At 67.5% G+C, this 14,126-nt stretch carries 15 protein-coding genes; 8 read left to right on the top strand and 7 right to left on the bottom strand.

What is annotated here, in order from left to right; all coding sequences use genetic code 11:
• Nucleotides 1-199: 199 nt before the first annotated feature.
• Complete coding sequence (gene xseA, locus KVT39_RS19550) at nucleotides 200-1,582, bottom strand: exodeoxyribonuclease VII large subunit (protein ID WP_217590017.1); 1,383 nt, start codon at nucleotides 1,580-1,582, stop codon at nucleotides 200-202.
• A gap of 450 nt (nucleotides 1,583-2,032) precedes the next feature.
• Between xseA and lpxK the strand changes: the two genes are divergently transcribed.
• The 5 genes from lpxK (at nucleotide 2,033) to KVT39_RS19525 (ending at nucleotide 6,124) form a co-directional block, all read left to right on the top strand.
• A complete protein-coding gene (gene lpxK, locus KVT39_RS19545; protein ID WP_217590016.1) occupies nucleotides 2,033-3,061 on the top strand; it encodes a tetraacyldisaccharide 4'-kinase in 1,029 nt (342 codons plus the stop codon).
• Nucleotides 3,042-3,236: a Trm112 family protein gene (locus tag KVT39_RS19540; RefSeq protein WP_010090898.1), complete on the top strand. Its 195-nt coding sequence runs from the start codon at nucleotides 3,042-3,044 to the stop codon at nucleotides 3,234-3,236. The genes lpxK and KVT39_RS19540 overlap by 20 nt, the downstream gene beginning before the upstream one ends.
• A gap of 124 nt (nucleotides 3,237-3,360) precedes the next feature.
• Nucleotides 3,361-4,152: a 3-deoxy-manno-octulosonate cytidylyltransferase gene (kdsB, locus tag KVT39_RS19535; RefSeq protein ID WP_059665170.1), complete on the top strand. Its 792-nt coding sequence runs from the start codon at nucleotides 3,361-3,363 to the stop codon at nucleotides 4,150-4,152.
• A 208-nt stretch (nucleotides 4,153-4,360) separates the two neighbouring features.
• On the top strand, nucleotides 4,361-5,023 hold the full coding sequence (adk, locus tag KVT39_RS19530; RefSeq protein ID WP_034178848.1) for an adenylate kinase: 663 nt from the start codon (nucleotides 4,361-4,363) through the stop codon (nucleotides 5,021-5,023).
• 342 nt (nucleotides 5,024-5,365) lie between these two features.
• Complete coding sequence (locus KVT39_RS19525; protein WP_217590015.1) at nucleotides 5,366-6,124, top strand: SDR family NAD(P)-dependent oxidoreductase; 759 nt, start codon at nucleotides 5,366-5,368, stop codon at nucleotides 6,122-6,124.
• A gap of 67 nt (nucleotides 6,125-6,191) precedes the next feature.
• On the opposite strand, the gene KVT39_RS19520 is transcribed toward KVT39_RS19525, so the two are convergent.
• Complete coding sequence (locus tag KVT39_RS19520; RefSeq protein ID WP_034178850.1) at nucleotides 6,192-7,034, bottom strand: SirB1 family protein; 843 nt, start codon at nucleotides 7,032-7,034, stop codon at nucleotides 6,192-6,194.
• An 8-nt stretch (nucleotides 7,035-7,042) separates the two neighbouring features.
• Nucleotides 7,043-8,593 (bottom strand): murein biosynthesis integral membrane protein MurJ, encoded by a 1,551-nt coding sequence (gene murJ, locus KVT39_RS19515; protein WP_034178851.1) that lies wholly within the window; start codon nucleotides 8,591-8,593, stop codon nucleotides 7,043-7,045.
• A gap of 304 nt (nucleotides 8,594-8,897) precedes the next feature.
• On the opposite strand from murJ, the gene rpsT reads away from it, so the two are divergent.
• Entirely contained in the window at nucleotides 8,898-9,170 is a 273-nt protein-coding gene (gene rpsT / locus KVT39_RS19510; protein ID WP_006482211.1) for a 30S ribosomal protein S20, read from the top strand.
• 170 nt (nucleotides 9,171-9,340) lie between these two features.
• Here the strand turns inward: rpsT and KVT39_RS19505 are convergent, their stop codons facing one another.
• Nucleotides 9,341-9,661, bottom strand: a complete 321-nt coding sequence (locus tag KVT39_RS19505) for a DUF3579 domain-containing protein (protein ID WP_034178852.1) — start codon at nucleotides 9,659-9,661, stop codon at nucleotides 9,341-9,343.
• A gap of 412 nt (nucleotides 9,662-10,073) precedes the next feature.
• On the opposite strand from KVT39_RS19505, the gene argF reads away from it, so the two are divergent.
• The gene (gene argF, locus KVT39_RS19500; RefSeq protein WP_034178853.1) at nucleotides 10,074-11,003 is read left to right on the top strand and encodes an ornithine carbamoyltransferase; all 930 of its coding nucleotides are present in this window, start codon (nucleotides 10,074-10,076) and stop codon (nucleotides 11,001-11,003) included.
• Nucleotides 11,004-11,095: 92 nt separating this feature from the next.
• Here the strand turns inward: argF and murB are convergent, their stop codons facing one another.
• Nucleotides 11,096-12,145 carry a UDP-N-acetylmuramate dehydrogenase gene (murB, locus tag KVT39_RS19495; protein WP_217590014.1) on the bottom strand — a complete coding sequence of 350 codons (1,050 nt, stop codon included), beginning with the start codon at nucleotides 12,143-12,145 and terminating at the stop codon, nucleotides 11,096-11,098.
• 137 nt (nucleotides 12,146-12,282) lie between these two features.
• Here murB and KVT39_RS19490 point away from each other — a divergent pair, with 137 nt between their 5' ends.
• Nucleotides 12,283-12,768, top strand: a complete 486-nt coding sequence (locus KVT39_RS19490) for a YajQ family cyclic di-GMP-binding protein (RefSeq protein ID WP_011885818.1) — start codon at nucleotides 12,283-12,285, stop codon at nucleotides 12,766-12,768.
• 77 nt (nucleotides 12,769-12,845) lie between these two features.
• Here the strand turns inward: KVT39_RS19490 and plsY are convergent, their stop codons facing one another.
• Both plsY and ybaK read right to left on the bottom strand, forming a co-directional pair.
• Nucleotides 12,846-13,484 carry a glycerol-3-phosphate 1-O-acyltransferase PlsY gene (plsY, locus tag KVT39_RS19485; protein WP_034178855.1) on the bottom strand — a complete coding sequence of 213 codons (639 nt, stop codon included), beginning with the start codon at nucleotides 13,482-13,484 and terminating at the stop codon, nucleotides 12,846-12,848.
• Nucleotides 13,485-13,594: 110 nt separating this feature from the next.
• Complete coding sequence (gene ybaK / locus KVT39_RS19480) at nucleotides 13,595-14,086, bottom strand: Cys-tRNA(Pro) deacylase (protein ID WP_012329097.1); 492 nt, start codon at nucleotides 14,084-14,086, stop codon at nucleotides 13,595-13,597.
• Nucleotides 14,087-14,126 lie beyond the last annotated feature (40 nt).

Here is a 14,126-nt window from a genome sequence, read left to right as displayed (position 1 = left end):
GGGCTTGTGTTGAATGCTGCCGAGCGTCCGATTGTAGGCGAGGACGAATAACCCCGCAAACTCACGGGCAATTTATCCGCGGTATGCGGAAAAGCGCTGTTTGCGCAACGTCCGGCAGGACCAACCGGCGATGCGCAGTATCCGTTCCCGCATGGGACGCGTCCGTTGCGGGACCTTCGTTTCGCTTGCGCCGGTTACGTCAGATCGTATCGGTCAACCTCGGCTGCACGTCGGCGAGCGACACGTCGGCCGAGCCTTCGGCGAGATGCACGGTCAGGCGCCGCTGCGGCTTCAGCGCGCTCGGCGCGCGCACCGCGCGGCCCGTCTGCGCATCGATGAGCGCCGCATAGCCGCGCTCGAGCGTGCGCTTCGGGCTCAGCACCTCGAGCCGCGCCGCACAGGCTGACACACGCGCCGTGTCGCGTTCGTGACGGCGCTGCAATGCGAGCGCGAGACGTTGCGACAGCCCCGCGAGCGCCTGGCGCGCCTGTGACGGATCGGGCCGCGCGCGCTGCCAGCGCAATTGCGCGAGCGCGAAGCGCGCGCGTGCGTCGCGCACCGGCCGCGACGCCGCCGACGCGAGCCGCGCCGCGAGCTGCTCGACGTGCGTGCGCTGCCGCTGCAGCCGCTCGGCCGGGCTCACGAGCCGGCGCGCGAGCCAGTCGAGTTGCTGCGCACGCTGTTCGAGCCGGCGTTCCATGCCGCGCGCGAGCGCACGCTGGCGCTCGCCGACCTCGCGCAGCAGCAGCGCGCGCTGCGGGCTCGCGAGTTCGGCCGCGCCGGTCGGCGTCGGCGCGCGCACGTCGGCCGCGAAGTCCGCGATCGTGAAATCGGTTTCGTGCCCGACGCCGCTGACGACCGGCAGCTCGCTCGCCGCGATCGCACGCGCCAGCGCCTCGTCGTTGAACGACCACAGATCCTCGATCGAGCCGCCGCCGCGGCAGACCAGCAGCACGTCGACCTCGCGGCGCGCATTCGCGGCCTCGACGGCCGCGACGAGCTTTTCGGCGGAACCGGCACCCTGCACGGGCGCCGGATAGACGATCACCGGAATGTGCGGCGCACGGCGTGCGAGCGTGGTCAGCACGTCGCGCAGCGCGGCGGCCTGCAGCGACGTGACGATGCCGATCGCGCGCGGGTGGGCCGGCAGCGGCCGCTTGCGCTCGGGCGCGAAGAGCCCTTCGCCTTCGAGCTGCGCCTTCAGCCGCAGGAACGCCTCGTACAGGCGCCCCTGCCCGGTGCGCCGCACGGCCTCGACGTTGAGCTGCACTTCGCCGCGCGGCTCGTACATCGTGACGACCGCGCGGACCTCAATCCGGTCGCCTTCGCGCGGCGTGAATTCCGCGTATTGGGCGCGGCCGCGGAACATCACGCAGCGCATCTGCGCCTGCTGGTCCTTGATCGAGAAATACCAGTGGCCGCTCGCGGCGCGCGTGAAATTCGATACTTCACCCGAAATCCACAGCAGCGGAAACGAGCGCTCGAGCATCGTCGAAATCGCGCGATTGAGCGCCGAAACGGGAATCACTTCGTCGCCGCCGCGGGTCGCGCCGGGTGCAGCAAAAGAGGAGTCGGAAGGCATGGACGGTCGGATGAATGCTGGCGGCGACACGATAGTCCGACACACGCGCGGCGTCCAGCACCGAGCGCATGCGTCGCGGCGCTCGAAAGGTGTCCACATTCTGGCAATCGTCCGCCTAAAACGCTTGGAAACCGCGAAAAAAACCAGACAATTCCCGATAACACATTGATTTTTATATATTTTTAAACCTTTCGGAATGATTCTCATCCGATTCGAGGCCCACCCGGCGGGCGTTTGAGGCCATCGACCGGGGAGTTCTTCACAGAGTTATCCACAACCCGGCGCGATCCGGCCCCGCGGGCCGCGTCGGCCGGTCGCGCTTGCCGCGTCCGCATGCGGCGCGCTAGAGTGCCGCCTTCCGCAGACCCCGCGGCATGCGCCGCCCAACGGAGAATCCGCCTTGACGAATCCGTCCCACGCCGCGGCGCACGACGCGCCGCGCCCGGTCCGATGAGCGCGCCCGGCGGCCCGCTCGCCCGGCTCGAAGCGCGCCTGACACGCGAATGGCTGCGGCGCGGCGCGCTCGCGTGGGCGCTCACGCCGTTCGCATGCGTGTTCGGCCTGTGCGCGGCGCTGCGGCGCACCGCTTACGCACAGGGCTGGAAGAAACCGGTCGACGTCGGCGTGCCCGTCGTCGTGGTCGGCAACGTGACCGTCGGCGGTACCGGCAAGACGCCGACCGTGATCGCGCTCGTCGACGCGTTGCGCGCGGCCGGCTTCACGCCCGGCGTCGTGTCGCGCGGCTACGGCGCGAACGTGAAAGCGCCGACCGCCGTCACGCCCGCGTCGCGCGCGAGCGTGGGCGGCGACGAGCCGCTGCTGATCGCGCGCCGCACCACCGCGCCCGTCTGGGTGTGCCCCGACCGCGTGGCGGCCGCGCAGGCGCTGCGCGCCGCGCATCCGGACGTCGACGTGATCGTCAGCGACGACGGCCTGCAGCACTACCGCCTCGCGCGCACGGTCGAGCTCGTCGTGTTCGACCACCGGCTCGGCGGCAACGGCTTCCTGCTGCCGGCCGGCCCGCTGCGCGAGCCGCTGTCGCGGCACCGCGACGCCACGCTCGTCAACGACCCGTACAGCGGCGCGCTGCCGCCGTGGCCCGACACCTACGCGCTCGCGCTCACGCCGGGCGCCGCATGGCACCTCGACCAGCCCGCAATGCGCCGCCCGCTGTCGCAGTTCGCGCACGAGCGCGTGCTCGCCGCAGCCGGCATCGGTGCGCCGGAACGCTTCTTCGCGACGCTGCGCGCGGCCGGTCTCGCGCCGGCGACGCGCGCGCTGCCCGACCACTACGCGTTCGCCGACAATCCGTTCGTCGACGACGCCGTCGATGCGATCCTGATCACCGAGAAGGATGCAGTAAAATTGGGCGCTTCCTGGCGCGACGCTCGACTCTGGGTCGTCCCTGTCGAAGCCGCGCTCGACCCTCGCCTCATTGCCCTCGTTGTGGAGAAACTCCGTGGACGCTCGCCTGCTTGAAATCCTTGTGTGCCCTATCTGCAAAGGCCCGCTCCACTATGACCGCGCCGCGCAGGAGCTGATCTGCAACGCGGACAAGCTCGCCTACCCGATCCGCGACGGCATCCCCGTGATGCTCGTCGACGAAGCGCGCCAGACCGTCGAAGGCACGCCGGTCGACCCGGCCGGCCGATAAACCGCCAGGCCGCTCGACCGGCGCAATCGCTTGAAGGCGACCCGGCCCCGGCCGGTCGCCGAACGCCGCCGGGCGACCGGCGCCGGACGCGCCACCCGCCCCGTCCCTCTCACCGTTCCCTCCGATGACTCACCCGCAACCCTTCATCGCCGTCATTCCCGCCCGGCTCGCGTCGACGCGCCTCCCGAACAAGCCGCTCGCCGATCTCGGCGGCAAGCCGATGGTCGTGCGCGTCGCCGAGCGCGCGCGCGAAGCGGGCGCGCAGCAGGTGCTCGTCGCATCCGACGCGCAAAGCGTGCTCGATGCGGCGCGCGATCACGGCTTCGAGGCGGTGCTGACGCGTGCCGACCATCCGTCCGGCACCGACCGGCTCGCGGAAGTCGCGGCGACGTTCGGGTGGAGCGACGACACCGTCGTCGTCAACGTGCAGGGCGACGAGCCGCTGATCGACCCCGTGCTCGTGCGCGACGTAGCGTCGCACCTGGCCGCGCATCCGGCCTGCGCGATCGCGACCGCGGCCCACCCGATCCACGATGCAGCCGACGTGTTCAACCCGAACGTCGTGAAGGTCGCGCTCGACGCGCAGAGCGTCGCGCTGTACTTCTCGCGCGCGCCGATTCCGTGGAGCCGCGACGCATACCAGCCGCACTGGCCGGACGTCGCGGCGATGCCGGCCCCTGCATTTCCGGTCTATCGGCACATCGGTCTCTATGCGTATCGCGCGCGTTTCCTGCGCACGTATCCGACGCTCGCGCAGGCACCGATCGAACAAGCCGAGCAGCTCGAACAGCTGCGCGCGCTGTGGCACGGCGAGCGCATCGCAGTGCTGATCACCGAGTCCGCACCCGAAGCCGGCATCGACACGCCGGCCGATCTCGCGCGCGTGCAGGCCCTTTTTCAGCCGGGTTCAAAATAACCCGTGGCATAATCAGGCGATTGTGCGAGCCGTCCGCGACCAGCGCGTCCTCGCTTGACCCCGCCCGCGGCCCTGCCGGCAGCCGCGCGTCGCCGAAGCCGACGCGCCGCATCAGACCGGTCCGCCGCGCGCCAGGCAAGCCCCGCGCACGTTGTCGCCGGCGCCTTAGCGTCTCGCCACACGAATCTACATACTTGGAGATATCACCATGCGTTTGATCCTGTTGGGCGCGCCCGGCGCGGGAAAGGGCACCCAGGCAAACTTCATCAAGGAAAAATTCGGCATCCCGCAAATCTCGACGGGCGACATGCTGCGCGCGGCCGTGAAGGCCGGCACGCCGCTCGGCATCGAAGCGAAGCGCTTCATGGATGAAGGCAAGCTCGTGACGGACGACCTGATCATCGGCCTCGTCAAGGAGCGTCTGAAGGAATCCGATTGCGCGAACGGCTATCTGTTCGACGGCTTCCCGCGCACGATCGCGCAGGCCGACGCGATGAAGGACGCCGGTGTCGCGATCGACTACGTGCTCGAAATCGACGTGCCGTTCTCGGAAATCATCGAGCGCATGAGCGGCCGCCGCACGCACCCGGCATCGGGCCGCACGTATCACGTCAAGTTCAACCCGCCGAAGGTCGAAGGCCACGACGACGTGACGGGCGAACCGCTGATCCAGCGCGACGACGACAAGGAAGAAACCGTCAAGAAACGTCTCGAAGTGTACGAAGCGCAGACCAAGCCGCTGATCAAGTACTACGGCGACTGGGCGCAGCGCGGCGAGGAAAACGGCCTGAAGGCGCCGCAGTATCGCAAGATCTCGGGCCTCGGCAGCGTCGAGGAAATCCGCGAGCGCGCGTTCGACGCACTGAAGTAAGCACCGCATCGCGCACCTCAAGCCGCCCTTTCCGGGCGGTTTTTTTTCGCCCGGCCGAGATTCGCACGACCGTGCCTGTCTCGCCGCCGCGCGATGGCGCCCCGTACAATCGGTCGGATGCATGCGCGCTGCCAACCGCCGCACGGTTTTTCAACCGATCGCTTGGCATCGGACAGTACAGCCGCCTTGCATGGGACCTTCCCAAGCGCTAAAGCGCCAAGGGCGGTCGACCGCCTTGCATGGGACCTCCCTAAGCGCTAAAGCGCTAAGGGCGGTCGACCGCCTTGCATGGGACCTCCCTAAGCGCTAAAGCGCTAAGGGCGGTCGACAAAGGAGACAGTCATGGAGATTCGCGGCAACGTCTTTCTGATCACAGGCGGCGCGTCGGGCCTCGGCGCCGGAACGGCGCGGATGCTCGCGCAGGCCGGCGGCAAGGTCGTGCTCGCCGACCTGAACGACGCGGCGGGCGTCGCGCTCGCGACCGAGCTGGGCGGCGAATTCGTGCGCTGCGACGTGTCGAGCGAAGCCGACGCGCAGGCAGCCGTCGACGCGGCGACGCACGCGGGCACACTGCGCGGCCTCGTCAACTGCGCGGGCATCGCGCCCGCCGCGAAGACCGTCGGCAAGGACGGCGCGCATCCGCTCGACGTGTTCGCGAAGACGATCAACGTGAACCTCGTCGGCACGTTCAACATGATCCGGCTCGCAGCGGCCGCGATGGCCGCAACCGCGCCGACCGCGGACGGCGAGCGCGGCGTGATCGTCAGTACCGCATCGGTCGCCGCATTCGACGGGCAGATCGGCCAGGCCGCGTACGCGGCCTCGAAGGCCGGCGTCGCCGGCATGACGCTGCCGATCGCGCGCGACCTGTCGCGCAGCGGCATCCGCGTGATGACGATCGCGCCCGGCCTGTTCGAGACGCCGATGCTGCTCGGCATGCCGCAGGACGTGCAGGACGCGCTCGGCGCGATGGTGCCGTTCCCGCCGCGGCTCGGCAAACCGGCCGAATACGCGATGCTGGTGCGCCAGATCGTCGAGAATCCGATGCTCAACGGCGAAGTGATCCGCCTCGACGGCGCGATCCGGATGCAGCCGAAGTAAGCCCGCATGCAAAACGCCCGCGATGCGGGCGTTCTTCATTCCGGGTTCCGGCCGTCGCGCGACCGGCTCAGTCCTCGTCGTCGCGCTGCATCCGCTGCCGCAATTCGGTCACCTGCGACTCGACGACGGTCGCATCGTCCGCCTCCGGCCGCTCGCCGAGATACTGCTCGAGATCCTCGAGCGCGGGGCGCAGGTAGTCGAGCCGCGCATACGCGAAACCGCGATCGCGCACCTCGTCGAGCTGCTCGGGCAACAGGATCACGAGCCGCTGCTGCACCGCGAGCAGCCGCTGCCAGCGTTCCGTCTGCAGATAGATCGTCTTCAGGTTGCGCAGCATCCGCGCGATGATCTCGCGGCTCGTCGCGGGCTGCAGCAGCGCGCGCAACGCGCTGTCGACCGCGCCGGCCGCGCGCGCGACGTACGGCTCGAGCATCTCGACCATCTCGGCTTCGGACAGCGAATGGCCGTTGGTCGGATCGATGATCAGGTCGCCGTCCGGCAGCGTGACGCGCAGCAGGAAATGGCCGGGGAACGATACGCCGCGCGCCGGCACGCCGACCTGCTCGGCGAGCTCCAGATACAGCACCGACAGCGAGATCGGAATCCCGCGCCGCCGTTTCAGCACGGCGTTCAGGTGGCTGTTATCGGGGTCGTAGTAATCGTTGTGATTGCACGCGAAGCCGAGTTCGCGGAAGAAGAAGTCGTTCAGCGCGGCGACGCGGCCTTTCAGGTCCGCATCGTCGGCGAGCCGCCGGCGCAGCCGCGCCGCCAGCATGTCGAGTTCGGCCAGCGTGCCCTGCAGGTCGAGGTCGGGATACGCGTCCTGCGCCAGCGACAGCGCGGTCTCCGTGACGGGCAGGCTGTCGTCGTCCGCCACGAGCGTGCTGAAGTAGTCGAGGACGCGGGTCATAGCGGTCGTCACTTGGCGCGCCTTCTGAAGTAAGCGTATTTGAAGCCCATCACCCACAACATACCGAAATATAGTGCAGCGAACAGCACCAGGCACGCGGCCATCAACGCGATGCGATCGAGCGGCTGCGTGCGCATCCCGGTCCAGTCGAAGCTGATCGAGAACCAGTGCATCACACCCGCGAGCACGAGCGTCGCGCCGACCAGCTGCATGAAGAAGCGCGGCCAGCCCGACGACGGCTGGTAGATGCCGCGCTTGCGCAGCCCGAGGAACAGCAGCAGCGAGTTCAGGCACGCGCCGACGCCGATGCTCAGCGTGAGGCCCGCATGGCCGATCAGCGGCACGAACACGTAGTTCGAGATCTGCGTGACGATCAGCACGCCGATCGCGATCTTCACGGGCGTCTTGATGTCCTGCTTCGCATAGAAGCCCGGCGCGAGGATCTTGATCAGGATGATGCCGACCAGGCCGATCCCGTAGGTCGCGAGCGCACGTGCGACCATCGTGACGGTATGCGCGTCGAACTTGCCGTAGTTGAAGAGCGTCGCGGTGAGCGGCGTCGCGAAGAAGAACAGCGCGAGCGCGCTCGGCGCCGCGAGCAGGAACGTGACACGCAGCCCCCAGTCGAGCAGCGCCGAATATTCGGTCGAATCGGCGTCGACGTGCGCCTTCGACAGGCTCGGCAGCAGGATCGTGCCGAGCGCGACGCCGAGCAGCGCCGTCGGGAATTCCATCAGACGATCGGCGTAGTTGATCCACGACACGGCGCCCTGCCCGAGCCGCGACGCGATGTTGGTGTTGATGATCAGCGACAGCTGCGCGACCGACACCGCGAACGTCGCGGGCACCATCTTCGCGAGCACGCGCTTCACGCCGGGGTGCCGCAGCGCGCGCAGCGGGTTGAGGCCGATCAGCGGCACCATGTCGATCTTCTTCAGGCCCGGCAGCTGCACGAGGAACTGCAGCACGCCGCCCACGATGACGGCCCACGCGAGCGCGAACACCGGCACCTTCAGGTGCGGCGCGACGAACACGGCCGCGGCGATGAATGCGACGTTGAGCAGCACCGGCGCGAACGCGGGCAGCGAGAAGCTCTTGTACGTGTTCAGCACGCCGGACGCGAGCGTCGTCAGCGAGATGAACACGATGTACGGGAACATGATCTGCGTCATCGTGACCGCGAGCGGGAACGCCTGGCCGTCGGTGTGCAGGCCGGACGCGACCGCGAACACGACCCACGACGCGCCGGCGATCCCGAGGACCGACAGCACGGCAAGCGCCCACGCAAGCACGGTCGACATCGCGTCGACGAGCGCCTTCGTCGCATCGTGCCCCTGCTGGTTCTTGAACTCGGCGAGGATCGGCACGAACGCCTGCGAGAACGCACCTTCCGCGGAAAGGCGGCGCAGCAGGTTCGGAATGCGGAAGGCGACGTAGAACGCGTCGGTGTATTGACTGGCGCCGAACGCACGGGCGATCAGCGTCTCGCGGGCCAGTCCGGTCACGCGCGACAGCAGCGTGAAGCCGCTGACCGTCAGCAGGGCTCGGAATAGATTCATGGGGCGCTTATTATACGGACGTTGCGTGACCCGGCCACCGCCCGATGCCGAAAAGCGCGCCCGCCGCCGGCGCCCCGCCCGGCGGGTGTCACATCGATCTTGCCACTCGCTTGATTTTGTTGCTATAATCGCCCGTTTCTAGGCCTGTACATGTACGGCAACTGCCGTTTCCATGTTCCGGCCTCGGTTAAAATCACCGTTTTTTTATGCGCCCCTGGGCAATCGTTCTCAGGGGACGGATCGAAAAGCAGCGCTTGGCCGTCAGGCTCCAAGCTCTGGAAACAGGACAGGATAAGGAACCGTCATGGCTAACTCCGCACAAGCACGCAAGCGCGCCCGCCAGGCCGCGAAGGCAAACTCGCACAACTCGGCGCTGCGCTCGAAATTCCGTACCGCGATCAAGTCGGTTCGCAAGGCTGTTGAAGCCGGCGACCAGGCAAAGGCTGCCGAGCTGTTCAAGGCTGCCGTGAAGACGATCGACACGATCGCCGACAAGAAGATCGTTCACAAGAACAAGGCCGCTCGCAGCAAGAGCCGCCTCGCCGCAGCCGTCAAGGGCCTGCAGGCAGCAGCGTAAATCCGGTGTGACCGGCAAGGGCGCCCGCTCACGCGGGCGTTCCTGTTTCCTGCGATCGCAAAAAAACCCGCCTAGGCGGGTTTTTTTGTTGCCTGTCGTACGGCGATCGTGCCGACCGACGACAGCCAGGGCGGGCGCACCAGGCGCCCTCGCCCTTCGGCATCACCGCATCACTTCTTCGCGCCGTAGTCCGGCAGCTCGCACGCCTCGGTGACGACGAGGTTGTTGTCCTTCGCGAAATTCAGCACGAAATCGAAAGCCATCGGCTCGATGTCGCGCAGCCGCGAATCGAGGATCACGCATTTCAGGTCGCCGAGCATCGTCGGACGCACGTACAGCGAATACTTGAGACGTGCATTCGGCCCGCTCGCCCCCGGCCCGAAGCAGGCCATCACACCGGCCAGACGTTCCGACCAGTCGCTCGGGCGAAACTTTTTCCCGTCTTTCGTAATGCCCTGGATAAAGAATTCGGTCGGAGGGGTTTCAGCCATGTGGTTACCCAAGTGACGGCCCGGCGATGCCCAGGCGACGGCGCCTGGATACGCGAACACAAAGCTGGAATGGACGGCGGCACAAGCATTCCGATATCCCGAAAACAGGACGCCGACGCGTGCTGCCGGTGTGCCGCACCGGATTTGTGCAGCGCACAGCTTGTGTCCGGCAGAGCGCGAAGAGGCTTGCCTGCCGGGCTGGAGAAAACTTTTGGATTATACCGCAGCGCGCCATCGCGCGTCGTCCCGACGCCCCCTTCCCGTACCGCCGGCCGCGCGCGGAGATCGCGCCCCGCTTCTCTTCGCGGCTCGTCAAAGCACAGAAAATCCTTTATGCTGCTTTGAGTTATCCACACCCGACGGCGGCGCCGTCCGGCCTCGCTGCCGGGTGAAACCCGCCGTATTTCGCTTCATGACCGCCAAAACCATTCGTCACTACCTGCAGTTCAAGGATTTCTCGCTGGAAGACTACGAGTACGTGCTCGAACGCACGGGTATCCTGAAGCGCAAGTTCAAGAACTACGAGACCTATCACCCGCTGCACGACCGCACGCTCGCGATGATCTTCGAGAAGAGCTCGACGCGCACGCGCCTGTCGTTCGAGGCCGGGATCTTCCAGCTCGGCGGCCACGCCGTCTTCATGAGCACGCGCGACACGCAGCTCGGCCGCGGCGAGCCCGTCGAGGATTCCGCGCAGGTCATCTCGCGGATGGTCGACATCATCATGATCCGCACGTTCGAGCAGGAGGTCATCCAGCGCTTCGCGGAAAACTCCCGCGTGCCGGTGATCAACGGCCTGACCAACGAATACCACCCGTGCCAGGTGCTCGCCGACATCTTCACGTACTACGAGCACCGCGGCCCGATCGCCGGCAAGACCGTCGCATGGGTCGGCGATGCGAACAACATGCTCTACACGTGGATCGAAGCCGCGCAGATCCTCGGCTTCAAGCTGCGCCTGTCGACGCCGCCCGGCTATGCGCTCGACATGAAGCTCGTGTCGCCCGACAGCGCACCGTTCTACGAGGTGTTCGACGATCCGAACGAAGCATGCAAGGGCGCCGATCTCGTGACGACCGACGTATGGACGAGCATGGGTTTCGAAGCCGAGAACGAAGCGCGGATGAAGGCGTTCGCCGACTGGTGCGTCGACGAGGAAATGATGGGGCACGCGAACCCGGACGCGCTGTTCATGCACTGCCTGCCCGCGCACCGCGGCGAGGAAGTGACGGCCGGCGTGATCGACGGCCCGCAGAGCGTCGTGTGGGACGAGGCGGAAAACCGCCTGCACGTGCAGAAGGCGCTGATGGAGTTCCTGCTGCTCGGCCGCCTCAAGCACTGACGCGCCGGCGGAATCCGGCAGCAGACGCAAAAAGCGCCGATCGACGATCGGCGCTTTTTGTTTGGGTACGTGAAAACCGGCGCGGACCCGCGCTACAGGCAGACCGGCTCGGCCTCGAGCTCGACGCCGAATTGCTCGCGCACGTCGGCCTGGATCGCCCGTGCCAGCGCGAGCACGTCGGCGCCCGTCGCGCCGCCGCGATTGACGAGCACGAGCGCCTGGCGGTCGTGCACGGCCGCCGCGCCCAGCGCGCGCCCCTTCCAGCCGCAGCGGTCGATCAGCCAGCCGGCCGCGAGCTTCACCTGCCCGTCCGGCTGCGGATACGACACGACATCGGGCGCGCGGGCGCACAGCGCAGCGAACTGCGCGGCGTCGATCACCGGATTCTTGAAGAAACTGCCCGCGTTGCCGAGAACGAGCGGATCGGGCAGCTTCGCGCGGCGGATCGCGACGACCGCGTCGAACACGTCGCGCGGCGTCGCCGCATCGGGCGCGATGCCGCGCGCGTCGAGCTCGCGCGTGACGTCCGCGTAGCCGAGCCGCGGCGCCCATCGCCTGGGCAGCCGGAACGTCACCGACACGATCGCGAACCGGCCGCGCCCTTCCCGCTTGAAGAAGCTGTCGCGATAGCCGAACGCGCAGCGCGCGGCATCGAAGCGCTCGCTGCGCCCCGTAGATAGCTCGACGGCGACCAGCGAATCGAAATACACCTTCATCTCGAGGCCGTACGCGCCGATGTTCTGGATCGGCGCGGCGCCGACCGTGCCCGGGATCAGCGCGAGATTCTCGAGGCCCGGCATCCCGTGCTCGAGCGTCCACGCGACGAAGTCGTGCCAGTTCTCGCCGCCGCCGGCCTCGACGTACCACGCGTCGTCGTCCTCGCGCACGACGCGGCGGCCCGCGATTTCGTCGAGCAGCACGACGCCGTCGAAATCGCGTGTGAACACGACATTGCTGCCGCCGCCGAGCACGAGCTGCGGCAGGTTCGCGACGCGCGGGTCGCGATGCAGCGCCTCGAACTGCGACGCGTGCGTGATGCGCGCGGCGAAGCGCGCGTTCGCGTCGATGCCGAACGTGTTGTGCGCGGCGAGCGGATGGTCGGGAAGCAGCGACAGGGCGGAATCGTCAGGAGGCATCGGCATTCGCGGTCACGTCGGCCCGGGCCGGCGGAAGGCCGGTCTTGGGCAAACGGAGGGGCATCGGTAAAATGGCAAACAGTCCGCAATTATAGCGAGTGCCCGCGCGCGAGCCGGGTGCCCGCATCTCAAGGGAGAATGCCATGCCATCGTTCGACGTCGTTTCCGAAGCGAACATGATCGAAGTGAAGAACGCCATCGAGCAGTCGAACAAGGAAATTTCGACGCGCTTCGACTTCAAGGGCTCCGACGCGCGCGTCGAGCAGAAGGAACGCGAGCTGACGCTGTTCGCCGACGACGATTTCAAGCTCGGCCAGGTCAAGGACGTGCTGATCGGCAAGCTGGCCAAGCGCAACGTCGACGTGCGCTTCCTCGACTACGGCAAGGTCGAGAAGATCGGCGGCGACAAGGTCAAGCAGATCGTCACCGTGAAGAAAGGCGTGACGGGCGATCTCGCGAAGAAGATCGTGCGGCTCGTGAAGGACAGCAAGATCAAGGTGCAGGCGAGCATCCAGGGCGACGCGGTGCGCGTGGCGGGCACGAAGCGCGACGACCTGCAGAGCGTGATCGCGATGCTGCGCAAGGACGTGACCGACACGCCGCTCGACTTCAACAACTTCCGCGACTGATCGCCGGCCGATCCGTCCCGTCATCCCGCCGGGCCCCGCACACGCGGCGCGCCCGGCGCGCGGAAAGCGCCGCGTCGTCAGGCTTTCCCGCCGTCCTGCGCGCCGCCGTCCGCGGCCGCCTTCTTCTTGTCGCCGATCCGGCTCTCCTGCCCCGCGAGCAGCTTCGAAATGTTGCCGCGGTGACGCCACACGAGCAGCACGCTCATCGCGAGCACGGCCCATGCGACCGGGTTGTGGCTCGTGCCGAACAGGAATACGTCGAACACCGGCGCGAACACCGCCGCCACCAGCGCCGCGAGCGACGAATAGCGGAAGAAGAATGCGACGATCAGCCAGGTCAGCGCGGTCGCGAGCCCGAGCACCGGGTGCACGGCGAGCAGCACGCCGGCCGCGGTCGCGACGCCCTTGCCGCCCTGGAAGCGGAAGAACACCGGATACAGGTGGCCGATGAACACGGCAATCGCGACCCATGCGACCGCGACGTCGGGCAGGCCGAAGCGCCGCGCGAGCCAGACGGCAATCCAGCCCTTGAATGCGTCGCCGACGAGCGTCAGGATCGCGGCTTTCTTGTTGCCGCTGCGCAGCACGTTGGTCGCGCCGGGATTCTTCGACCCGTATGAACGCGGGTCGGCCAGGCCCATCGCGGCGCTGACGACGACGGCGAACGACACCGAACCGATCAGGTAGGCAACGAGGGCGGCGAGCAGGATCTGCATGCGGAGGACTCTTCTTTCAACGTATCGGTAAAGGGACGGCTCGGTGCGCGGCAAGCCGAAACGGCGCCCATTCTACCGAACGAGCGCGGCCTGCCACGAAGGTGAAACCCTCAGTCGACGCTCGCGCACTGCACGGGCTGCGCGCCGAGCAGCGACGTGAGCACCGCCGGCGCGAGGCTGACGAGGTAGCCGCGACGGCCGCCGTTCAGGTAGATCGTCGGCAATTCGAGGATCGTCGCCTCGACGTAGACGGGCATCGTCTTGCGCGTACCGAACGGCGACGTGCCGCCGACGAGATAACCCGAATGGCGGTTCGCGACCTCGGGCTTGCACGGCTCGACGCGCTTCGCGCCGATCTGCCGCGCGAGGTTCTTCGTCGACACGGTGCGGTCGCCGTGCATCAACACGATCAGCGGCTTCGCGTGCTCGTCTTCCATCACGAGCGTCTTCACGACGCTGTGCTCGTCGACGCCGAGCTGGCGCGCCGATTCGCCGGTGCCGCCGTGTTCGACGTATTCGTACGGATGCTCGCCGAACGCGACGCCGTGGCGGCGCAACAGCTGGGTCGCAGGGGTTTCGGACACGTGTCTGGATTTACTCATGGCGGCATTCTAATGGCGAACGACCGGCGCGCGCGATGGC

Origin of the sequence: Burkholderia sp. GbtcB21 (assembly GCF_019091065.1) — a bacterium.
Taxonomy (GTDB): Bacteria; Pseudomonadota; Gammaproteobacteria; order Burkholderiales; family Burkholderiaceae; genus Burkholderia; species Burkholderia pyrrocinia_C.
Note: the sequence above shows the minus strand (reverse complement) of the source record. Positions and strands in the feature narration are given on the sequence as shown.